Origin of the sequence: Mycobacterium sp. SM1 (assembly GCF_018361265.1) — a bacterium.
GTDB lineage: Bacteria > Actinomycetota > Actinomycetes > Mycobacteriales > Mycobacteriaceae > Mycobacterium.
Window position 1 is genome coordinate 202,851 of record NZ_JAFLNH010000001.1, and the last position, 21,137, is coordinate 223,987.

At 67.9% G+C, this 21,137-nt stretch carries 19 protein-coding genes; 7 read left to right on the plus strand and 12 right to left on the minus strand.

What is annotated here, in order from left to right; genetic code table 11:
- Positions 1-14 precede the first annotated feature (14 nt).
- Together MSM1_RS00920 and MSM1_RS00925 are read right to left on the minus strand one after the other, a co-directional pair.
- Positions 15-971, minus strand: a complete 957-nt coding sequence (locus MSM1_RS00920) for an electron transfer flavoprotein subunit alpha/FixB family protein (protein ID WP_213439780.1) — start codon at positions 969-971, stop codon at positions 15-17.
- A gap of 63 nt (positions 972-1,034) precedes the next feature.
- Positions 1,035-1,835 (minus strand): electron transfer flavoprotein subunit beta/FixA family protein, encoded by an 801-nt coding sequence (locus MSM1_RS00925; RefSeq protein WP_213439781.1) that lies wholly within the window; start codon positions 1,833-1,835, stop codon positions 1,035-1,037.
- Between the two features lie 221 nt (positions 1,836-2,056).
- Between MSM1_RS00925 and MSM1_RS00930 the strand changes: the two genes are divergently transcribed.
- The 3 genes from MSM1_RS00930 to MSM1_RS00940 are packed head-to-tail and all read left to right on the plus strand — an operon-like array spanning position 2,057 to position 5,722.
- Positions 2,057-2,872 carry a bifunctional 2-polyprenyl-6-hydroxyphenol methylase/3-demethylubiquinol 3-O-methyltransferase UbiG gene (locus MSM1_RS00930; RefSeq protein WP_213439782.1) on the plus strand — a complete coding sequence of 272 codons (816 nt, stop codon included), beginning with the start codon at positions 2,057-2,059 and terminating at the stop codon, positions 2,870-2,872.
- Entirely contained in the window at positions 2,869-4,440 is a 1,572-nt protein-coding gene (locus tag MSM1_RS00935; protein WP_307857246.1) for a glycoside hydrolase family 57 protein, read from the plus strand. The genes MSM1_RS00930 and MSM1_RS00935 overlap by 4 nt, the downstream gene beginning before the upstream one ends.
- A 37-nt stretch (positions 4,441-4,477) precedes the next feature.
- Positions 4,478-5,722, plus strand: coding sequence for a glycosyltransferase family 4 protein (locus MSM1_RS00940; protein ID WP_213439783.1), 1,245 nt, complete (start codon positions 4,478-4,480; stop codon positions 5,720-5,722).
- Positions 5,723-5,775: 53 nt separating this feature from the next.
- Here MSM1_RS00940 and MSM1_RS00945 read toward each other — a convergent pair whose 3' ends face one another.
- Positions 5,776-6,513 carry an acyltransferase gene (locus MSM1_RS00945; protein ID WP_213439784.1) on the minus strand — a complete coding sequence of 246 codons (738 nt, stop codon included), beginning with the start codon at positions 6,511-6,513 and terminating at the stop codon, positions 5,776-5,778.
- 269 nt (positions 6,514-6,782) lie between these two features.
- Between MSM1_RS00945 and MSM1_RS00950 the strand changes: the two genes are divergently transcribed.
- Positions 6,783-8,063, plus strand: coding sequence for a PQQ-binding-like beta-propeller repeat protein (locus tag MSM1_RS00950; RefSeq protein WP_213439785.1), 1,281 nt, complete (start codon positions 6,783-6,785; stop codon positions 8,061-8,063).
- Positions 8,064-8,185: 122 nt separating this feature from the next.
- Here the strand turns inward: MSM1_RS00950 and MSM1_RS00955 are convergent, their stop codons facing one another.
- The 8 genes from MSM1_RS00955 to ctaD all read right to left on the minus strand — a co-directional run bounded on the left by MSM1_RS00955 (position 8,186) and on the right by ctaD (position 16,645).
- Positions 8,186-8,869 carry an esterase gene (locus tag MSM1_RS00955; protein WP_213439786.1) on the minus strand — a complete coding sequence of 228 codons (684 nt, stop codon included), beginning with the start codon at positions 8,867-8,869 and terminating at the stop codon, positions 8,186-8,188.
- Between the two features lie 72 nt (positions 8,870-8,941).
- On the minus strand, positions 8,942-10,168 hold the full coding sequence (locus MSM1_RS00960) for a class I SAM-dependent methyltransferase (RefSeq protein ID WP_374101677.1): 1,227 nt from the start codon (positions 10,166-10,168) through the stop codon (positions 8,942-8,944).
- Positions 10,126-11,127: a class I SAM-dependent methyltransferase gene (locus tag MSM1_RS00965; protein WP_213439788.1), complete on the minus strand. Its 1,002-nt coding sequence runs from the start codon at positions 11,125-11,127 to the stop codon at positions 10,126-10,128. Before MSM1_RS00965 ends, MSM1_RS00960 begins: the two co-directional genes overlap by 43 nt.
- A 12-nt stretch (positions 11,128-11,139) precedes the next feature.
- Positions 11,140-11,919, minus strand: coding sequence for an enoyl-CoA hydratase (locus MSM1_RS00970; RefSeq protein WP_213439789.1), 780 nt, complete (start codon positions 11,917-11,919; stop codon positions 11,140-11,142).
- A complete protein-coding gene (locus MSM1_RS00975; RefSeq protein WP_213439790.1) occupies positions 11,916-12,737 on the minus strand; it encodes an NUDIX domain-containing protein in 822 nt (273 codons plus the stop codon). The genes MSM1_RS00970 and MSM1_RS00975 overlap by 4 nt, the downstream gene beginning before the upstream one ends.
- Positions 12,734-13,594 carry an ABC transporter ATP-binding protein gene (locus MSM1_RS00980; RefSeq protein ID WP_213439791.1) on the minus strand — a complete coding sequence of 287 codons (861 nt, stop codon included), beginning with the start codon at positions 13,592-13,594 and terminating at the stop codon, positions 12,734-12,736. The genes MSM1_RS00975 and MSM1_RS00980 overlap by 4 nt, the downstream gene beginning before the upstream one ends.
- Positions 13,595-13,626: 32 nt before the next feature.
- Positions 13,627-14,862, minus strand: a complete 1,236-nt coding sequence (serB, locus tag MSM1_RS00985; protein WP_213439792.1) for a phosphoserine phosphatase SerB — start codon at positions 14,860-14,862, stop codon at positions 13,627-13,629.
- A gap of 58 nt (positions 14,863-14,920) precedes the next feature.
- Positions 14,921-16,645 carry a cytochrome c oxidase subunit I gene (gene ctaD / locus MSM1_RS00990; RefSeq protein ID WP_213439793.1) on the minus strand — a complete coding sequence of 575 codons (1,725 nt, stop codon included), beginning with the start codon at positions 16,643-16,645 and terminating at the stop codon, positions 14,921-14,923.
- Positions 16,646-16,911: 266 nt separating this feature from the next.
- Between ctaD and MSM1_RS00995 the strand changes: the two genes are divergently transcribed.
- Complete coding sequence (locus MSM1_RS00995) at positions 16,912-17,976, plus strand: iron-siderophore ABC transporter substrate-binding protein (RefSeq protein WP_213441238.1); 1,065 nt, start codon at positions 16,912-16,914, stop codon at positions 17,974-17,976.
- 128 nt (positions 17,977-18,104) lie between these two features.
- Positions 18,105-19,154, plus strand: a complete 1,050-nt coding sequence (locus MSM1_RS01000) for an NAD(P)-dependent alcohol dehydrogenase (protein ID WP_213439794.1) — start codon at positions 18,105-18,107, stop codon at positions 19,152-19,154.
- Here MSM1_RS01000 and MSM1_RS01005 read toward each other — a convergent pair.
- Complete coding sequence (locus tag MSM1_RS01005; protein ID WP_307857248.1) at positions 19,134-19,529, minus strand: DUF3349 domain-containing protein; 396 nt, start codon at positions 19,527-19,529, stop codon at positions 19,134-19,136. The genes MSM1_RS01000 and MSM1_RS01005 overlap by 21 nt on opposite strands.
- A gap of 234 nt (positions 19,530-19,763) precedes the next feature.
- Between MSM1_RS01005 and MSM1_RS01010 the strand changes: the two genes are divergently transcribed.
- The gene (locus MSM1_RS01010; RefSeq protein ID WP_213439795.1) at positions 19,764-21,053 is read left to right on the plus strand and encodes a hypothetical protein; all 1,290 of its coding nucleotides are present in this window, start codon (positions 19,764-19,766) and stop codon (positions 21,051-21,053) included.
- Positions 21,054-21,137 lie beyond the last annotated feature (84 nt).

Below are 21,137 nucleotides of genomic sequence, written 5' to 3' on the forward strand. Positions count from 1 at the left end.
TCCAGGCGCTCGGCTCAGCCCTTGCGCGCCTTGACGGCCTCGGTCAGCTGCGGAGCGACCTTGAACAAGTCACCGACCACGCCGAAGTCGGTGATCTCGAAGATCGGCGCCTCCTCATCCTTGTTGACCGCGACAATGGTCTTGGAGGTCTGCATGCCCGCGCGGTGCTGGATGGCGCCGGAGATGCCCAGCGCGATGTAAAGCTGTGGGGAGACCGTCTTGCCGGTCTGGCCCACCTGAAACTGGCCCGGATAGTAGCCGGAGTCAACGGCCGCGCGCGACGCGCCGACCGCGGCACCCAGCGCGTCGGCCAATTCCTCGACCACCCGGAAGTTCTCCGCGCTGCCCACACCGCGCCCACCGGAGACCACGATGGCCGCCTCGGTCAGATCCGGCCGGTCGCCGGCCACCGCGGGCTGGCGCGAGATGATCTTGGTGGCGTTGTCCGCGGGGGCGGGAACCTCGACCATGACCTGCTCGCCCTTACCGTCGGCCGGCTGCGCCTCGATGGAGCCCGCCCGCACGGTGATCACCGGGGTGTCGCCGTTGGCCTGCGCCTCAACGGTGAATGCGCCGCCGAAGATGGAGTGCACCACCTTGGCGCCCTCTTTCACATCGACCGCGTCGACCAACAGCCCCGCGCCGATCCGGGCGGCCACCCGGCCCGCGATTTCCTTGCCGGTGGCGGTGGCGGCCAGCAACACTGCCGCCGGAGCAGATGATTCGGCCAGCGCAGCCAGCACATCGACATAGGGGGTGATCAGGTAATTCTCGACGGTTTCGGACTCGGCGACGTAGATCTTTTCGGCGCCTGCCGCCGTGAGCCCGTCGATCAGCGGCGCGGCCGCCCCCGGGCGCCCGACCACGACGGCGGCCGGCTCGCCCAGTCGGCGCGCGGCGGTCAGCAATTCGGCGGTGACCTTTTTCAGCGCGCCTTCGGTGTGCTCGACGAGCACCAGTACTTCAGCCATAGATGAGCCTCCATAGACGAGCCTTGTGCCTTTTTGGGTGGGGTGCGGCGGGGGAACAGCCCGCTAGATCAGCTTCTGCGCGATCAGGTACTCGGCGATCTTGATGCCCCCGTCGCCCTCGTCGCGAATCTTCACTCCGGCGCTTCGGGGCGGCTTCGGTGTCGCCGACAGCACCGTCGAACCGGCGTTGGCCAGCCCAACCTCGTCGGGCTCGACCCCGATATCGGCCAGCGTCACGGTGGTGACTTCCTTTTTCTTGGCGGCCATGATGCCCTTGAAGGACGGGAAGCGTGGCTCGTTGATCTTTTCGTTCACGCTCACGACCGCGGGCAGCGGCGCCTCGAGGATGAACACACCTTCATCGGTCTCCCGCTCGCCGGTGACCTTGCCGCCCTCGACCGAGAGTTTGCGCAGGTGGGTGAGCTGCGGCAGGCCCAGATATTCGGCGATGATAGCCGGCACGGCACCGGCCACACCGTCGGTGGACTCGTTACCGGCGATCACCAGCTCAGTGCCCTCGATGGTGCCCAGCGCCCGCGCCAGCGCCCACGCGGTCTGTATGACATCGGAGCCGTGCATCCCGTCGTCTTTGAGATGGACCGCCTTGTCGGCCCCCATGGACAGGGCCTTGCGAATCGCCTCGGCGGCCCGCTCGGGGCCCGCCGTGAGCACCGTCACCGATCCCTCGATGCCGTCAGCGGCCTCTTTCTCCCGGATCTGCAGTGCCTCTTCGACGGCCCGCTCGTTGATTTCGTCCAGCACGGCGTCGGCGGCCCCGCGGTCCAAGGTGAAATCACCCTCGGTGAGCTTGCGCTCCGACCAGGTGTCCGGGACCTGCTTGATCAAGACGACGATGTTCGTCATGAGTGGGTTCGTCCTCCTCGACGGAGTCCCGCAGCCCCCGGCTGCAAGACGTCGGTCACGGTCTTCGCAACCGCACACTCGTGTTACTCTCGGGTAACTTTGTGCGTTCGCCTTCACACCATAGCGGGTCCGGCGAGTTCGGCCGCCGGTGTCCGCCGATGCCGTGGACAACTGCGGCGGGCCGTTCGCCAACCTGCCGCTTCGGATAGCCTGCCATAGCGATGAGCGCATTTGTTCCCGGGGCTCCCCGCAACATCGACATGCCGTCGGCGGCCGGCGCGGCATTGGCGCTGACGGGCGAGCGCACCGTCCCCGGCCTGGCCGTAGAGAACTACTGGTTTCACCGGCACCGGGTGGCGTATCAGCGGCTCGCGCCGTTATGTGCGGGTCGCGAGGTGCTCGACGCCGGGTGCGGCGAAGGCTATGGCGCACGTTTGATCGCCGGCGTCGCCCGCCGGGTGATCGGGCTGGACTACGACGAGGCCACGGTGGCCCATGTCCGCGCCCACTATCCGCAGGTGGACGTCATCCACGCCAACCTCGCCGAGATGCCACTCCCGGACGGCTCGGTGGATGCCGTGGTCAGCCTGCAAGTCATCGAGCACCTGTGGGACCAGGCCCGGTTTCTCCGCGAGTGCTTCCGCGTGCTGCGCCCGTCGGGGTTGCTGATGGTGTCCACCCCCAACCGGATCACCTTCTCCCCGGGCCGTGACACCCCGATCAACCCGTTTCACACTCGCGAGCTCAACGCCGACGAACTCACGGCGCTGCTTGCCGGCGTGGGGTTTTCGCCGGTATCGATGAGCGGGATATTCCACGGGCCGCGCCTGCGGGAGATGGACTCCCGCCACGGCGGCTCGATCGTCGACGCGCAGATTGCGCGGGCGCTGGCCGGCGCACCTTGGCCCCCGCAGTTGCTGGCCGACGTCGCCGCGGTCACCACCGCCGACTTCGACATCGTCGACGCCGAGGATGCACATGATGGCCGCGACATCGACTCCAGCCTGGATCTGCTCGCGATGGCGGTGCGCCCGTGAGCGCCGGGGACCGGGTGCCGGGTTTGTTCACCCTGGTGCTGCACACCCACCTCCCCTGGCTGGCCCACCACGGCCGCTGGCCCGTCGGTGAGGAATGGCTCTACCAATCCTGGTCGGCGGCCTACCTTCCGCTGCTGCGGCTGCTGCGCCGCCTGGCCGGGGAGGGCAGGCGCGGGGTGATTACGCTCGGGATGACCCCGGTGGTGACCGCGCAGCTCGACGACCCGTACTGCCTCGAGGGCATGCATCACTGGCTGGGAAACTGGCGGCTGCGTGCGACCGAGGCTGCCGGGTTGCGCTCCGGCTACCCCTCGGATCCACCCAGCGCTTGCTCACCGGAAGCCCTGCGGCTCTTCGGGATTCGTGAATGCATCGAGGCCGATCGGGCGATCGATGACTTTGCCGTGTGGTGGCGGCACGGCGCCAGCCCGCTGCTGCGCGGCCTCGTCGACGCCGGCACGGTGGAACTGCTCGGCGGACCGCTGGCACACCCGTTTCAGCCGCTGCTCGCGCCGCGGCTGCGGGAGTTCGCGTTGCGCGAAGGGCTGGCCGACGCCCAGCTACGGCTGGGCCGCGCCCCTGCCGGCATTTGGGCACCCGAATGCGCGTACGCCCCGGGGATGGAACACGACTACGCGGCCGGCGGGGTCTCGCACTTCATCGTCGACGGCCCCGCGCTGCATGGCGACACGGCCCTGGGCCGGCCGGTGGGTGACACCGGGGTGATCGCGTTCGGGCGCGACCTGCAGGTGAGCTACCGGGTGTGGTCGCCGAAATCCGGTTACCCGGGCCACGGCGCCTACCGGGATTTCCACACCTATGACCACCGCACGGGTCTCAAGCCGGCCCGCGTCACCGGCCGCAACATACCACCGCACGCCAAGGCGCCCTACGATCCCGAGCGTGCCGCCCGTGCGGTTGGCGCGCATGTCGCGGATTTCGTCGACGTGGTCCGCAACCGGCTGTCGGCCGAGTCGCAGCGCATCGGGCGTCCGGCGCACGTGGTCGCCGCTTTCGACACCGAGCTGTTCGGCCACTGGTGGTACGAAGGTCCGATGTGGCTGGAACAGGTGCTGCGGGCGCTGCCCGCCGCAGGTGTGCGCGTCGGTACGCTGACCGATGCGATCGCCGGCGGATTCATCGGAGCCCCAGTCGAATTACCACCGAGTTCCTGGGGTTCCGGCAAGGACTGGCGGGTGTGGACCGGGGACAAGGTGGCCGATCTGGTGCAGCTCAACGCCGAAGTGGTTGATACCGCGCTGACCGCCGTCGACAAGGCGCTGGCGCACCCGGCCGCGCCGGCCGGCCCAGCACCGCGCGATCGGATCGCCGATCAGATCCTGCGCGAGACGCTGCTCACGGTCTCCAGTGACTGGCCGTTCATGGTGAGCAAGGAGTCCGCCGCCGATTACGCCCGCTACCGTGCCCATCTGCACGCCCACGCCACCCGGGAGATCGCCGATGCGCTGGCGTCGGGGCACCGGCAGACCGCGCAGCGACTGGCCGACGGGTGGAACCGCGCCGACGGGCTGTTCGGCGCCCTGGACGCCCGCAGGCTGCCGCGATGAGGCTGTGCCGGGGCGAGCGCGTGGGCCGGAGGCGGGCGTGAAAATCATGATGGTGTCCTGGGAGTACCCGCCGGTGGTGATCGGCGGGCTGGGACGCCACGTCCACCAGCTGTCAACCGCCCTGGCTGCGGCCGGTCATGACGTCGTGGTGCTGTCCCGCCGTCCCGCGGACACCGATCCGAGCACGCATCCGTCGTCGGACGAGATCCGCGAGGATGTGAGAGTTGTCGCGGCCGCGCAGGATCCGCACGAGTTCACCTTCACCCACGACATGATGGCATGGACCTTGGCGATGGGCCATGCCATGATCCGTGCCGGCCTGTCGCTGAAAACCACCGACTCGTCCGGCCTTTGGCGTCCTGACGTGGTGCATGCGCACGACTGGCTGGTGGCTCATCCGGCCATCGCGCTCGCCGAATTCTATGATGTACCCCTCGTTTCCACCATTCATGCGACCGAAGCCGGCCGCCACTCCGGCTGGGTCTCAGGTGCCCTCAGCCGTCAGGTGCACGCGATCGAATCCTGGCTGGTACGTGAATCCGATTCGCTGATCACCTGTTCGGCGTCGATGCGTGACGAGATCACCGAGCTTTTCGGCCCGGGTCTGGCAGAGATAACCGTTATCCGCAACGGGATCGACGCCGCCCGTTGGCCGTTCGCCCCACGCCGTCCCCGGACCCAGCCACCCGAATTGCTCTTCGTGGGGCGGTTGGAGTACGAGAAGGGCGTGCACGACATCATCGCCGCACTGCCCCGGATCCGACGAGCCCATCCCGGCACCAGATTGACCATCGCCGGCGAGGGCACCCAGCAAGACTGGCTGGTCGAACAGGCGCGCAAGCACCGGGTGCTCAAGGCAACGACGTTCCTCGGGCGGGTAGACCACGCCGACCTGTTGCGGTTGTTGCATCGCGCCGACGCCGCCGTGCTGCCCAGCCACTATGAGCCGTTCGGCCTGGTCGCACTGGAAGCCGCCGCGGCCGGCGCCCCGCTGGTGACCTCGAACATCGGCGGCCTGGGCGAGGCGGTGATCGACGGGCAGACCGGGGTGTCCTGTCCGCCCCGTGACGTTGCGCGACTGGCCGCCGCCGTGCGCGCCGTGCTCGACGACCCCGACGCCGCGCAGCGCCGCGCCCACGCCGCTCGCCGGCGTCTGAGCTCCGAGTTCGACTGGCACACCGTGGCGGGGGAAACCGCGCAGGTGTACCTGGCGGCCAAGCGGCGCGAACGTCAGCCGCTGCCGCGGTTGCCCATCGTCGAGCACGCGCTGCCTAACCGCTAGCCCGGACGCGCGGTTGGCGCTTCCGGTAAGACACCGGTCCCGAGGTCCCCGTGTCAGCGGGCCGCCTTCTTGCGTTCGATGTCGGCCAGCGCCGCGGCGAGCTCGGCACGCTGCGCCGCCGACGTCTCCCACGCCAATCGCCGGTTCTTAACCACCCTGGCCGGCGCGCCGACCGCAATCGAGTAGTCGGGAATGTCCCCCTTGACCACGGCGTGCGCCCCCACGACGCAGCCCCGCCCGATGACGGTCCCGCGCAGCACGGTCACCTTCGCCGCGATCCAGGTGTCCGGCCCGATCCGGACCGGGCTTTTCACGATGCCCTGGTCTTTGATGGGGACGGTGATGTCGTCCATACGGTGGTCGAAATCGCAGATGTAGCACCAGTCGGCCATCAATACCGAATCACCGATCTCGATGTCGAGGTAGGTGTTGATGACGTTGTCGCGGCCCAGCACTACCTTGTCGCCCAACCGCAGCGAGCCCTCGTGGGCACGGATGGTGTTCTTGTCGCCGATGTGCACCCAGCGGCCGATCTCCAGCTGGGCCAGCTCCGGGGTGCAGTGGATTTCCACATCTTTGCCGAGAAACACCATGCCCCGCGTGATGATGTGCGGGTTGGCCAGTTTGAACTTCAAAAGGCGCCAGTAGCGAACCAGGTACCACGGGGTGTAGGCGCGGTGAGCCAGCACCCATTTCAGCGAAGCCAGGGTCAGGAACTTGGCCTGGCGTGGGTCCCGTAGCTTCGAGCCTCGCCAGCGGCGATGCAACGGCGCGCCCCACATGGTCGTCATGGCCCGAAGCCTAGCTTGACGACGATGCGGGACGCACAGCGTCCCGAGAAGGAGTCAAGCCCAACAACCCAGCTTGACGACGATGCGGGACGCACAGCGTCCCGAGAAGGAGTCAAGCCCAACAACCCAGCTTGACGACGATGCGGGACGCACACGTTACCCTCACTTCGGCTCGACCGACGCTGCTGCAACACCACCGACGCGCTCCGGAAAGGATGGGGGACGGCACCGTGTTCTGGCGACATCCCCCTCGTGCGCTGTGGCGTTGGATGTCGACGGCGGCGGTCATCGCGGTGATCCCGACTGGCGGCTGCGGCAACACCGACTCGTGGGTCAAGGCGGCGCCCGCGCAAGGCTGGCCGGCGCAATACGGCGACGCGTCCAACAGCAGCTACACGCCCTTGCCCGGGGCCACCGCGTTGAGGCTGCAGTGGACTCGCTCGGTCAAAGGAGCCTTGGGAGCCGGGCCGGCGCTGGGCTCGCGCGGCTGGCTGGCGCTCAACGCGCAGACGGCGGACGGCTGCTCGCTGATGGAGTGGGAAAACGACGACAACGGCCGGCAGCGCTGGTGCGTCCGGCTGGTTCAAGGCGGCGGGTTCGCCGGGCCGTTGTTCGACGGCTTTGACAACCTGTACGTCGGCGAGCCGGGGGCGATGCTCTCCTTTCCGCCGACCCAGTGGACCCGCTGGCGTGCGCCGGTGATCGGGATGCCCTCCACCCCAAGGGTTATCGATAGAGGGCAGTTACTCGTGGTCACGCATCTGGGTCAGGTGCTGATTTTCGACGCGCACCGCGGAACCGTGGTCGGCAACCCGCTGGATCTGGTGGACGGCATAGACCCCACCGACTCCACGCGCGGGCTGTCCGATTGCGGGCAGGCCATGCCGGGTTGCCCGGTGCCCGCCGCGCCGGCGTTTGCCCCAGCGAGCGCGACGGTGGTGCTAAGCCTGTGGCAGCCGGGCGCTAAGGCGGCCGTGCTGGTGGGGCTCAAATATCACCCGGGGCAGACGCCGTTGCTGACCCGCGAATGGTCCAGCGACGCGGTCGCCGCCGGTGTGCTGGGCAGCCCGGTCCTCTCCGCCGACGGCTCGACGGTGTATGTCGGTGGCCGGGATGAGCGGCTGTGGGCGCTGGGAGCCGCGGACGGGAAACCGAAATGGTCTGTGCCGTTGCGCTTCTTGTCGCAAACACCGCCCGCGGTAACCCCGAACGGAGTGATCATCGCAGGCGGCGGGCCCAACGCCCGCCTGGTCACCTTCAAGGACGCCGGTGATCACTGCGAACAGCTCTGGCGCCGCGATGACCTTAGCCCCCTGTCAACCTCGAGCCTGGCCGGCGCCGGCGTTGGCTACACCGTGGTCAGTGGTCCGCCCCGGGGTGACGCGCCCGGACTGTCGTTGTTGGTCTTTGATCCGGCGACCGGGCGCACCATCAACAGCTATCCGCTTCCGGAAGCCACCGGATACCCGATCGGGGTGTCGATAGGCCATGATCGCCGGGTCGTCACCGCCACCAGCGACGGTCAGGTCTACAGCTTCGCGCCCCAGTAGACTCCTCCGGCAGGCCCGGTGGCCGCGATTGCCGGGCTCTCGCCCGCGCCCTTCGCTCGCCGCAGCGGAATGCCGCGGGCCCAACCCGTTCCGGTCTGGATCGTCGCCGACCGGCCGGCGGCCTACACCGTGAGCGGCGGGATGGCGCTGCGGGGTACGTGCGCCTGGGCGGCGCCGGCGACCGGTGGCAGCAGCTCACCCGGTGCGAAAAAGAAGATCAGCTCGTCGTCGGTGATGGCGAAGTTTTGGTAGTGGGCGGGATCCAGGCCGGCACTGGGCAATATCGCGACGCCCAGCCCGGTCTCCCGTCCCAGCTCGCGCTGAACGATGGGGTAAATGGCCTCCAGCGGTTTGCTGCCGGGCGCGAACAGGGTGTCGAAGCCGATGGGGTGTGGCGGGTCCAGGTTGTAGTTGAACGCCTTGTAGAAGGTCGACGGACGCGGCCCGCCGAGATCCTCGAAAATCTTGAGCACCACGCTGCGCGTGCCACGGGGCGGCTGGCCGGAGCGGTACTGCTCGGACGTGACGTCCAACTGGTAGGGCATGTCGCGCGGGCCTGATGTTTGCGCGACGTTGATGAAGCCGTCGCGATTCTGGGCCAGATAATCGCTCAGCGCCTGCTCGTCGGGGTAGTCGATGGGAAACGACATGTTCAGTATGTAGGTGGGGGTCGAGGCATGGACCCGACACGTGGTGCTCTCGACGCTGCCGCCCAGGCTGGCGCAGCCGGCTGGCGCGGCCAGCGCCGGCTCGCCCCGGCAAACCACCAACACCGCAGCCGCTGCGGTCGCCATCAGCCTACGCATCGTCGAATCGCCCTCACCGGGGACGAGGGCGCGAACGCCCACAGCAGGAACCGCCGCTAGCCTACCGGGGCCCTAACGAGAGGGCTGGCAAACGAACGCCGTCGCGGTGCCGGCGGCGCCGGCGCCGATGCGGGCGATGATCACAGACACCGGCCGGCTGCCACGCGCCCGCATCCGGCGCCGCAGGACGTCAGGATCGACCCGCAGGCCGCGCACCAGGATCTCCAGAGGCCCACAGCCAAGCGCCGACAACGCCCGCCGGAGCCGCCGCTCGGTAAAACCGAACCACTCGAGAACCTCGAACCCCCGCACCCCCGGCGGCAGCCGGTCACCGGACAGGTACGCGATGTCGGGGTCGAGCTGCCACAGCCCGTGCCGCGCGCCGTAGTGGCGGACCAGCCCGGCCCGCACCACCGCGCCATCCGGGTCGATGATCCATCGCCCCACGGGCCGCACCGGACAGTCGTCGGGCTCCGCGTCGGTGATCTGCTCGCCGCGATCAAGAATGCTCGCCCGACGGCGCACACCGTGCTCGGTCAACCCCGCCGACCATAGACACGTCTCTCGGACCGAGCCGCGATACGACGTCACCTCGATTTCGCCGTCGAAACCCATACTGCGGACCTGTCCGAAATCGATTCCCGGAGCGCACTTTACAACCAGGTTTCGGCCACGATAGACATCCAGAAGATCGTCCAGAGCGGGTTGGTAGTCGCGCGGGCTGAAACGTCGCCGGCCCCCGCGGCGTCGGGCCGGATCGACGACGACGGTCATGGTGCGCGTCACCGGATGCAACGCGTCGGCGCGGCAGAGGTCAACGGTGGCACCCAGGTTGTGGCGCGCCATCGCCAGCCGCACCGGATCGGTATCGCTGCCCAGCACCCGGGCGGCTGAACCGCGCAGTGCCGCCAGCTCGGTGCCGATGGAGCAGGTGGCGTCATGCACCATCAAGCCGGCCAGCCGCTGCGCCCGATGCAGCGCCACCGGCGCCACGCTTGCCTGTTGCAGCGCCTCGTCGGTGAACAGCCAATGCGACACATCGCCCAGCTCAGCCAGTTTGGCGCCGGCGCGCCGCCGCAGCAGCGTCGTCTCAACCAGCACCGGTGCCCGCTCCCCATACCGCGCGCGTATCTCGGCGATGTCGGCCAGGTGGGTGGCGCGGGTCAGCGCGAACCCGGCGACCCCACGCAGGGCCTCGCTGCCCGACTCCGACCGCAGGTAGCCGACATCGTCCCTGCTGAAGCGCAGACCGGTGCTCAGAGCGGCTTTATCCCGGTGAGCACGATGTTGTAGAACCAGTCCTTCGGCACCAGGTGACGCCACAGGTTGGCATCCGCCCAGCTCAGGGTCTTCCAGCCGGCGTACGCGAACCGCGCCCATCCCCAGCCGAGGCGACCGGGCGGCACCGCCGCCTCAAAGGTGCGCAGCGGCCAGCCCAGCATCGCCGCGGTGAACTCCTCGGTGACGGTCGCCACCCGGACCGCGCCAGCGCGCGCGGCCATCCGCTCCAGGTCCGCGGGCCGGAAGGTGTGCAGGTCAACGAGCGCTTCCAGGGCGGCAGCGCGCGAGGACTCGTCGAGTTCGGCCTGGGGTCGCCGCCACCCGGCCAAACCGGGCAACCTGGTGGCGTTGGTGATAACCCGCCACGCCAGCGCCGAAAGTGCGCGGGCGTAGCGGTCGCCAACGGCAGTCGGCTCGCCGGCGAATACGAACCGCCCGCCCGGCCGCAGCACCCGGATCACCTCCCGCAGCGAGAGCTCGACATCGGGAATGTGGTGCAGCACCGCGTGCCCAACCACCAGATCGAAGGTGCTGTCGTCGTAGGGGATACCCTCGGCGTCGGCGACCCGGCCATCGATGTCTAGGCCCAGCGACCGTCCGTTGCGGGTGGCCACTTGGACCATACCGGGCGACAAGTCAGTGACCGACCCGCGCCGCGCCACTCCCGCCTGGATCAGATTGAGCAGGAAAAATCCTGTGCCGCAACCTAACTCGAGTGCACGATCATAGGGCAGGTCGCGGAGCGCGTCGTCTGCGAGGATGGCGTCCAACCGCCCGCGCGCATAATCGACGCAGCGCTTGTCGTAGGAGATCGACCACTTCTCGTCGTAGTTTTCCGCTTCCCAGTCGTGGTAGAGCACTTGCGCCAGTTTGGTGTCATAGCGGGCAGCCGCCACCTCTTCGGCTGTGGCATGTGGTCTCGGAGCGGGGTCGGCGTCGCTCCCGGGTGTCCGGTTCGCGGAAGTCTGTGACGTCATGGCAGTGCCAGCCTAACGACCATCCGCGGGAGCGCCGTCGTGCGGCGGCCTGAGCAAGAGCCGGGCATCGGATCCTGCGGCGAACACCTCGGCGTAGCGGCGCTGTTCGGCGGTGAGCCACGCGGCAGACGTCAGCTCGAAGACGGCGTCGATGCTGGCCTTGGCGGCAGCGAGCGCCTCCGGCGGACTGTCGACGAAGCGGCATGCCCACGCCATGGCGGCGTCGTACACGTCGTCGGGGCCCACCATTTCGTCGATCAGGCCCAGCGCCAACGCCTCCTTAGCATCGAAAAAACGCCCGCTGAACACCAGCTCCTTGGCCTTGGCGGCCCCGATCGCGCGGGTCAGCCGCGCCATCCCGCCGCCCCCAGGAATCAGGCCGGCAAGGATCTCGGTCATCCCGAACTTCGCGTTGTCGCCGCTGACCCGCCAGTCGGCGGCCAGCGCCAAGGTAAGGCCAGCGCCCAGGGCATAGCCCGTGATGGCGGCGACCGTCGGCTTCGGGATAGCCGCGACGGCTTCAACGGCATCGCAGCGGACCCGGGCGGTGATTTGGGCTTCTGCCGGGCTCAAGGTCCGCAATTGGCGGGTGTCGTCGCCGGCGGAGAAGATCTCGTGGCCCCCGAAGAGGATCACCGCGGCGACGTCATCGCGGCTGCTCAGCTCGCAGGCCGCTGCCGCGATCTCCCGGTAGAGCTGGCGGGTCATCGCGTTGGTGGGCGGCCGCGACAACACCAGGGTGGCGACCCCGGGGTGCTCGGCCGCCGAGTGCACGCTGACGAATTCCCTCATGACTTCCCCCGTGACCGCCGCCGGCGAAGCGCCTGCCGGTAGCGGTCGGAGCCGGAAAATTCGATCTCCCGGTGATCACCGCTGGCCGGCAATTCCGGTTGCACGGCGACGATGCGGTGCTCCATCGCCAAAACGTCGGCAACGGTGTGGCCGACGAGGGAGTCCAGCTGGGTCCACGTCGGCGGCAGCAGGAAGCTCCGGCCGGCCGTGAAATCGTCGATAGCGGCCTGCGGCGTCGTCCATCCTGCGTGATCGGATTCGGTGTTCTCACCGTCGGCGCGCTGCCCTTGCGGCAATGCCGCGACAAAAAAATAGGTGTCGTAGCGGCGGGTGCGTTCGGCCCGGGGGGTCACCCAGTTTGCCCACGGCCGCAGCAGATCCGCGCGCAGCACCAGGTTTTCCCGGCGCAGGAAGTCCCCGAAGGACAGCGTGCGCTCGGCCAGGGCAAGGCGGGAGTCGCGATACACCGAGGCGTCGCGAACGATCCCGTGCGGGTCGCGCTCCGGCCCGGCGAACAACACCCCGGTTTCCTCGAAGGTCTCCCGGGCGGCGGCGCAGACCAGGGCTTCGGCCAGGTCGGTTCCGGTGCCGAATCGCTGCGCCCACCACCCCGGCGGCGGTCCTATCCAGACGATCCCGGGGTGGTAGTCGCGCTCGTCGACACCGCCGCCGGGAAAGACCATCACCCCGGCGGCGAATTCCATCGCGGAATGCCTCCGCATGAGAAAGACCTCGATGCCCTCGGCCGTGTCACGGACCAGCATCACGGTCGCGGCGGGCCGCGGCCTCAGCGGTGCGTCTCCGGTCGGCGTACTCATGATCGCCTGCGGTGAGCAGCGCGGGTTCGGGTGCGCCGGGCGAAGTAGCGCCCGTCGATAACGTCCACCGCTATAGACTGCCCGAACGCCGCCGACAGGTTTTCCGCGGTGAGCACGTCGGGCAGCAAACCCGCGGCGACGACCCGGCCCTCCGAGAGCAGCATGCAGTGGGTAAAGCCCAGCGGAATCTCTTCGACATGGTGGGTGACCAGCACAAGCGCCGGCGCGTCGGGGTCGGCGGCCAGATCGGTCAAGCGCATGACCAGCTCCTCGCGCCCGCCCAGGTCCAGGCCGGCGGCCGGCTCATCGAGCAGTAGCAGCTCCGGGTCGGTCATCAACGCGCGCGCGATCAACACCCGCTTGCGTTCGCCTTCCGACAGGGTCGCATAGGCCCGGTCGGCCAGGTGTTCGGCACCCAGGCTTTCCAGCAGGTCGATCGCGCGGGTGTAGTCGATGTCGTCGTAACGCTCCCGCCACCGGCCCAGCACCGCGTAGCCGGCCGAGACGACCAGGTCACGCACCACTTCGTGACCGGGTACCCGTTGCGCCAGCACCGAGGAGCTCAGCCCGACGCGGGCACGCAGTTCCGTCATGTCGACCCGGCCCAGCCGTTCACCCAGCACATAGGCTACCCCCGACGACGGGTGTTCCATCGCTGCGGCGATGCGCAGTAGCGACGTCTTGCCGGCCCCGTTGGGCCCGACGATCACCCACCGCTCGTCGAGTTCCACCGACCAGTCCACCGGCCCGACCAGGACCCGCCCGTCGCGACGCAACGAAACGTTTCTGAAGTCGATCAGCAGGTCGGGGTCGACTGCGTCACTTCCGGTTTCAGGCACTCGACCATCGTGCCGCACCAAAGCGCCGCGGCCCCGGCGGGGTCAACCACCTACTCGGGCGGAATCTCGACCCGCCGCGACACGCCGTCGACCGCGTCGGCGGCCTCGATCTCGCCGCGCGTCACCCCCAGCAGAAAGAGCACGGTGTCCAGGTACGGATAGCTCAACGATGCGTCGGCGACCTCCCGCAGGGCGGGCTTGGCGTTGAACGCCACGCCCAGGCCGGCGGCGGCCAGCATGTCGATGTCGTTGGCGCCGTCGCCGACCGCGACCGTCTGTTCCAAGGGCACCCCGACCCGGCGCGCGAAGTCCCGCAGCGCTCGGGCCTTGCCCGCTCGATCGATGATCGGGCCCACCACCTGACCGGTCAGTTTGCCATCGGCAATTTCGAGCTCGTTGGCGGCGACGAAGTCCAGCGCCAGCTCCCGCGCCAACGGTTCGACGATCTGCCGGAAGCCACCGGAAACCACGCCGCAGTAAAAACCCAGCCTCCGCAGTGTCCGTAGCGTGGTGCGGGCGCCCGGCGTCAGCTGCAGCTGCCCGGCGACCTCGTCGAGCACCTCGGCGGGCAAGCCCGCCAGCGTCGCCACCCGCTGCCGCAGCGACTCCGCGAAATCCAGCTCGCCATGCATCGCCTTTTCGGTGATCGCGGCGACCGCATCTTGGGCGCCGGCCCGAGCGGCCAGCATCTCGATGACTTCGCCCTGGATCAGGGTCGAGTCGACGTCGAACACGATCAGCCTTTTGGCGCGTCGCTCCAGGCTGTAGTCCTCGACGGCGATGTCAACGCTCTGCTCGGCCGCCACCCGGGTCAAGGCGGCCTGCAGCCGCCCGCCGGCGCCCGGCGGCACCGAGACACGCAGCTCCAGACCGGTCACCGGGTAGTCGGACACACCGCGGATCACATCGATGTTGACACCGAGCGCGGCCACCTCCCGGGCCACCGCGCCGAACGCATCGGCAGTGACCGGCCGGCCGAGCACCACGATGGTGTGCGTCGACGGCTCCCGGATGATCGGCAGGTCCTCGCTGCGCTCGATGGCGACCTCTAAACCCAGCCGGTGGATGGTCGCTTCGACCTCGTCCCGCAGGGCTTTGCCCTCGTCCTCGTCCAGCACCACCGACACCAGCACCCCCAGCGTGAGCCGGCCCCGAATCACCACCTGCTCAACGTTGAGCAGCTCGACCTTGCGCCCGGAGAGCACCTCGAAAAGCGCCGACGTCACACCTGGACGGTCGCGGCCGGTGACGGTGATCAACACCGACGCCTTGCGAGGCGCGCTCACCGGGGGAGATCACCCGACCCAGGAACTCCCTGTCGGCAGCCCATGGCCTGCCGCCCCGTCAACTCGCGTAGGATTCCTCGGCGAGCTCCTGTCCCCGGCGACCTAGATGCGCCTCGGCGCGCATTCGGGGCACCATGTGCGGGTAGTGCAACTCGAACGCCGGACGCTCCGAGCGAATGCGGGGCAACTCGGTGAAGTTGTGCCGCGGCGGCGGGCAGCTGGTCGCCCACTCCAGCGAATTGCCGTAACCCCACGGGTCATCGACGGTCACCGGCTCGCCGTAGCGCCAGCTTTTGAACACGTTCCAGGTGAACACGATCATCGACGCGCCCAGAATGAAAGACCCGATGGTAGAAACAATATTCAGCGGCTGAAACCCGTCACTGGGCAGATAGTCGGCGTAGCGGCGTGGCATGCCCATGTCACCGAGCCAGTGCTGCACCAAAAACGTGGTGTGAAACCCGATCAGCGTCAACCAGAAATGCAGCTTGCCCAGCCGCTCGTCCAGCAGCCGCCCGGTCATCTTCGGAAACCAGAAATAGATGCCGGCGAAGGTGGCGAACACGATGGTGCCGAACAGCGTGTAGTGAAAGTGCGCGACCACGAAATAGGTGTCGCTGACGTGAAAGTCCAGCGGCGGGCTGGCCAGCAGCACCCCGGTCAGACCGCCCAGCAGGAAGGTCACCGCGAAGCCGACCGAAAACAGCATCGGTGTCTCGAAGGTCAGCTGGCCCTTCCACATGGTGCCGACCCAGTTGAAGAACTTGATCCCGGTGGGCACCGCGATCAGGTAGGTCATGAACGAAAAGAACGGCAGCAGCACCGCGCCGGTGGCGAACATGTGGTGCGCCCACACCGCAACCGATAACGCGGCGATGGACAGCGTCGCGTACACCAGCGTGGTGTAGCCGAAGATGGGTTTACGGGAAAACACCGGGAAGATCTCGCTGACGATGCCGAAGAACGGTAGCGCGATGATGTAGACCTCCGGGTGGCCGAAGAACCAGAACAGGTGCTGCCAGAGGATCACGCCGCCGTTGGACGGGTCATAGATGTGGGCGCCTAGGCGGCGGTCGGCGGCCAGCCCGAACAATGCCGCGGTCAGCAGCGGGAACACCATCAGCACCAGGATCGACGTGATCAGGACATTCCAGGTGAAGATCGGCATCCGGAACATCGTCATCCCGGGCGCGCGCAGGCACACCACCGTGGTGATCATGTTGACCGCCCCCAGGATGGTGCCCAAGCCACCGACGGCCAGCCCGAGGATCCACAGGTCGCCACCTACACCCGGGTTATGCACGGCGTTGGACAGCGGGGTGTAGGCGGTCCAGCCGAAGTCGGCGGCCCCGCCCGGGGTGATGAACCCGGAGAGCGCGATCAGCGCGCCGAACACGAACAGCCAAAACGACAGCGCGTTGAGCCGCGGGAACGCCACGTCGGGGGCGCCGATCTGCAGCGGCAGCACCAGGTTGGCGAACCCGAACACGATCGGGGTGGCATAAAACAGCAGCATCGCCGTCCCGTGCATGGTGAACAGCTGGTTGTACTGCTCGTTGGACAAAAACTGCAGCCCGGGCGCCGCCAGCTCGCCACGCATGAAAAGCGCCATCAGCCCGCCGATGAAGAAGAAGATGAAGCAGGCGACGCAGTACATGATGCCGATCATCTTGTGATCGGTGGTGGTCACCAGTTTGTAGACGAGGTTGCCTTTGGGGCCCAGCCTGGCCGGGAACGGGCGGCGGGCTTCGAGTTCTCCCAGCGCGGGCGCTTCGGTGGTCACGGGCTCCTCCAACAAATACGGGCAAATACGGGCTGGGCACCCGATGAGATCGCGGGACCGAGATCCTCAGGGGAATCCTAACCCCCCCTCGGACCGGCGGTCGCCCCAGTCCTACAAATCGTCGTAGTCGACGTGCCGCAACTTGTCGCAACCAGCGCGTGAAACGTCCCCCCGCGGCGTCACGCATAGCCCGGCTCAGCGATGCTAGCGTCGGACCTGTGCCGCTCGGGGCTCTGCGACCAGACGTGGTGGCGGCCGCAGCCACCATGTTGATCGCGACGTTCGGGGCCGCCGCTTGCCGGCCCGCGCCACCCGGCGGTGTCGCGCTGCCGTCGGCGACCCGACCGATGATCACCAGCACCACCCAGATCGCCGGGGCGGGGGTATTGGGCAACCAGCGCCGGCCCGACGAGTCGTGCCCGGCGCAGCCCGCGGAAGCCGACCCGGGGCCGCCGACGCGACTGGCCCGCAACGCGGCCGGGCTGGCACCTGAGCTGGTGGCGGTACCGGCGAATGCCCAGCGCATTGTGGTGCTTTCCGGCGATCAACTCGACGCCCTGTGCGCGCTGGGCCTGCAGAACCGGATCATCGCCGCCGCATTACCCGACGGCTCTCCGGGTCAACCCGCCTACCTGGGCACCGCCGTACACCGGCTACCGGCGGTCGGCACCCGTCGCTCTCCCGATCTGGCGGGTATCGCGGCGGCGCACCCCGACCTCATCTTGGGGTCGGTAGCGCTGACGCCGGGGCTCTACCCGGCGCTGGCGGCGATCGCCCCTACCGTGTTCACCGCGGCGCCCGGTGCGGCCTGGGAGGACAACCTGCGCGCCGTCGGTGCCGCGACGGCGCGTAACTCTACCGTGGACGCGCTGCTGCACGACTTTTCCCGGCAAGCCGCCCAACTCGGCAGCACGCATGACGCTGCCCACTACCAGGTGTCGATCGTGCAACTCACCACCGGCACCCTTCGGGTCTACGGGGCCAACAACTTCCCCGCCAGTGTGCTGGCCGCCGTCGGCGTTGATCGGCCGGCATCACAACGGTTCACCGACAAGCCGTATATCGATATCGCCATCACGGGCGCCAATCGGTCGGGCGCGGCGGATTTCTCCGCGGCCGATGCCGACATCATCTATCTGTCGTTCGCATCCCCGGCCGCCAAGGAGCGCGCCCCGGCCGTGCTGGACAGCGACCCGTGGCGCAAGCTCTCGGCCAACCGCGACAACCGGGTTTTCATTGTCAACAACGAGGTGTGGCAGACCGGGCAAGGATTGGTCGCCGCCCGCGGCATCATTGACGACTTGCGCTGGATCAACGCCCCCATCAATTGAGGTGTGCAATTGAGGCTTGCGCGCCGGGTATGGTGCTTGCGCTGTGATTTTGGGCACGCACAGGGTGCTACCCTTGCAGCGTTCCGGTAAAACCCGACGCTGAGACAAACGCACTGAAGAGGGCCGCCATGAGCACCGTTTCCGCGTACGCCGCCACGTCGGCAACTGAACCGCTGACCAGGACAACGATCACTCGCCGCGATCCCGGTCCACACGATGTCGAGATCGAGATCAAGTTCGCTGGTATTTGCCATTCGGACATCCACACCGTCAAAGCCGAATGGGGGCAACCAAACTACCCGGTGGTTCCCGGCCATGAGATTGCCGGCGTGGTGACGGCGGTGGGTTCACAAGTCACCAAACACCGGGTGGGCGACCGTGTCGGGGTGGGCTGTTTCGTCGACTCTTGCCGCGAGTGCAGCAACTGCCTTGCCGGTATGGAGCAGTACTGCAAGCTCGGCATGACGACGACCTACAACGGCATCGGCAGGGATGGTCAGCCCACCTACGGGGGCTATAGCGGCGCAATTGTTGTCGACGAGAACTACGTAGTGCGCATACCCGACGCGCTGCCGCTCGACGCGGCCGCACCGCTGCTGTGCGCGGGTATCACGCTGTATTCACCGCTGCGGCACTGGAATGCCGGCCCCGACAAGCGAATCGCGGTGATCGGCCTGGGCGGGCTCGGGCATATGGGCGTCAAGCTGGGCAAGGCGATGGGCGCCGAGGTGACGGTGTTGTCGCAATCGCTGAAAAAGATGGAAGACGCCCTGCGCCTGGGCGCGAGCCGCTACTATGCCACCAGCGACCCTGACACGTTCAAAACGCTTCGCAACGGCTTCGATCTCATTCTCAACACGGTTTCGGCCAACCTAGACCTCGGCCGGTATCTGGAGCTGCTCGACGTCGACGGCACGCTGGTCGAACTCGGCATCCCCGAGCACCCCATGCCGGTGCCGGCGTTTCCGCTGGTCCTGATGCGGCGCAGCGTGGCCGGCTCGAACATCGGCGGGATCGCCGAGACCCAGGAGATGCTGAACTTCTGCGCCGAGCATGCTGTGACACCCGAAATCGAGCTCATCGAGCCGGATTACATCAACGAGGCCTACGAGCGGGTGCTGGCGAGCGACGTGCGCTACCGCTTCGTCATCGACACCTCAACCTTGCGAACCGCCTGAGCGCCCGACGTCTTCGTGAGGCGCTCCACAGTCCGCATCCTGATCTGACGCGGTGAGGCGATGATCGACGCCGGTCAGCGGCCAGCCCGCAGCGGCAAGCGTGGCGGCTACTCTCCTGATGTTCTCCGGACCGGCATCGTAGTGAGTCATGTCGGAGACGAACTCGGCGATCTCATCCCGGCCCGCCTGACCATCGGCCCCCGTCGCGGCTTGGGTCGCGGTGATTTTATGGACCACCTCTTTGATCTGATCCTCGGTCAACGGGGTGCCGCGCAGCAGCATCAGCAGCGGCACCCGGTCGGGCCCCGGCACTCCGTCGGGGTAGCCGACCTGGAGCCAGCGCAGCACCGAACCGAGAAACGAGTTGGCAGCCACCCCATCAGTGTCCTGTTAGCGGGTCACCGGCGCTACGGTGACAGTGCCCGTTCCCGATAACTCATAAGACATTCACAGATCATCTGCCGCCCGCCCGGTGAGACCACCAGCTGCGGTTGACCAGCCGTCGGGTCCGGCCTATTTGATCGATACCCCAAAAGTGCGACACTGTCTCAGTAACGGCAAAGCCGCCGCTACCCCTCCGCATTCCGGTGGCCGCAGCCATCCCGGCCGATGCGGTTCCCGAAAGGTCATGAGGTGAGAGCACTCGGGATTGCGGCGGCAACCGCCATGGCCTTCGCGCCGCTGGCGGTGGTCGCCACCGCAGCCGGACCGGCACTGGCGGCTCCATGTGCCGGCGCTTTTGCAAACCCCGTGTCCTGTCAGAACTGTCTGCTTTTCGTGCAGGTGTATCACACCTCGAACGTGTGCGAGAAAGCGATGCCGCCCCACCCGGCGCAGGCTCCGCCGAGCCGAATGCCGGCACCGACTCCGGAGGTTCCGCTGGAGTCCGCTCTACCGGAGCCCGTGCCGCCGATCACGACCCCTTCGCAGATCCCCCAGGTTGTCTCGCCGACTCCTCCGCCCCCGAGCACGAGCCCGGGGCGGGCCCCGACGATCAATCCGCCGGCTTCCGGGGCGCCGAGAAACGCCCCGCTGGTGACACCGCCAAAGGAGCTGGATGCGCCGCCTCAGGCGGTCGCTGCCGCCAAGGCGGCGCCGGAGACCAGGATTAACCCCGCCGCCCCACCGGCGCCGCCGACGCACATGGATTTCAACCACCAGGTGCAAAATGCGATCAACGCCCCCGGCGGCAATGTTGATCTGGTCAAGGCCGACAACCGGACGCTGGTGTATCCCCGGCATTGGGACTACCTCGACTATGACGACTACCGTCGCCCGACTCTGTACAACCCCCTGGGTCAGGCGATGACCTTTCGTTACTTCTACGCCGGTGCCTACCGGGAGGTGTACGTGCCTGCCGGAGGCCGGATTGTGCTCGATGTCGCCACCGTTGGCCTGTTCCCGTTCACCGCGGTCGGCGGCAGCTACCTGGCCTCCGGCAGCTTCTACGGCGGAGCCTGGATACCGCCGGACGGTTGGAACGGTTCACCGCCGCCGACCTACACCCCGCAGGCGCCCCCCGAAGTGCACCGGGACGTCTTGGCCTACATCCCCGCCGCCAACCAGGTGGTGGAAGTCGGCCAAGTGGAGGTGGTGGGCCATGACGACAGCCAACCCGCAGGCGGCCAGGACACGTTCCTGCTCGACGACTCCACCCTGGCATGGGGGCAGATCGATGATCCCGGCAGCGGCGCCCAGATCAGGGTCACCAAAACCCAGCCGCTGCCGGGCGTCGGGCCAACCGATAATGGCACTTTCTTAGTGGCTCTGGCCGCTCATCAGGAGCCCACCCAGCCCGCCCGACCCTGGTGGCCCATGGCGCTAGGCTACGGAGTGTTGGCGATCGCGGCAGGCGTTGTCGCCTGGATGATCAGTCGCGGATATGCAGCACACACCTGACTGCCCGCCGCGGCCAGCCAAACGTCACCAGTGCAGCAAACGCACCACACGTCGTGCTGACGGTCGTTTGGCGAGCATCAGCAC

Excerpts from the sequence above, each read along its gene's own strand:
- MSM1_RS00920 (WP_213439780.1), bottom strand. The coding sequence starts at position 971 with ATGGCTGAAGTACTGGTGCTCGTCGAGCACACCGAAGGCGCGCTGAAA.
- MSM1_RS00925 (WP_213439781.1), bottom strand. The coding sequence starts at position 1,835 with ATGACGAACATCGTCGTCTTGATCAAGCAGGTCCCGGACACCTGGTCG.
- MSM1_RS00930 (WP_213439782.1), top strand. The coding sequence starts at position 2,057 with ATGAGCGCATTTGTTCCCGGGGCTCCCCGCAACATCGACATGCCGTCG.
- MSM1_RS00945 (WP_213439784.1), bottom strand. The coding sequence starts at position 6,513 with ATGACGACCATGTGGGGCGCGCCGTTGCATCGCCGCTGGCGAGGCTCG.
- MSM1_RS00950 (WP_213439785.1), top strand. The coding sequence starts at position 6,783 with ATGTCGACGGCGGCGGTCATCGCGGTGATCCCGACTGGCGGCTGCGGC.
- MSM1_RS00955 (WP_213439786.1), bottom strand. The coding sequence starts at position 8,869 with ATGCGTAGGCTGATGGCGACCGCAGCGGCTGCGGTGTTGGTGGTTTGC.
- MSM1_RS00965 (WP_213439788.1), bottom strand. The coding sequence starts at position 11,127 with ATGACGTCACAGACTTCCGCGAACCGGACACCCGGGAGCGACGCCGAC.
- MSM1_RS00970 (WP_213439789.1), bottom strand. The coding sequence starts at position 11,919 with ATGAGGGAATTCGTCAGCGTGCACTCGGCGGCCGAGCACCCCGGGGTC.
- MSM1_RS00975 (WP_213439790.1), bottom strand. The coding sequence starts at position 12,737 with ATGAGTACGCCGACCGGAGACGCACCGCTGAGGCCGCGGCCCGCCGCG.
- MSM1_RS00995 (WP_213441238.1), top strand. The coding sequence starts at position 16,912 with ATGTTGATCGCGACGTTCGGGGCCGCCGCTTGCCGGCCCGCGCCACCC.
- MSM1_RS01000 (WP_213439794.1), top strand. The coding sequence starts at position 18,105 with ATGAGCACCGTTTCCGCGTACGCCGCCACGTCGGCAACTGAACCGCTG.
- MSM1_RS01010 (WP_213439795.1), top strand. The coding sequence starts at position 19,764 with ATGCGGTTCCCGAAAGGTCATGAGGTGAGAGCACTCGGGATTGCGGCG.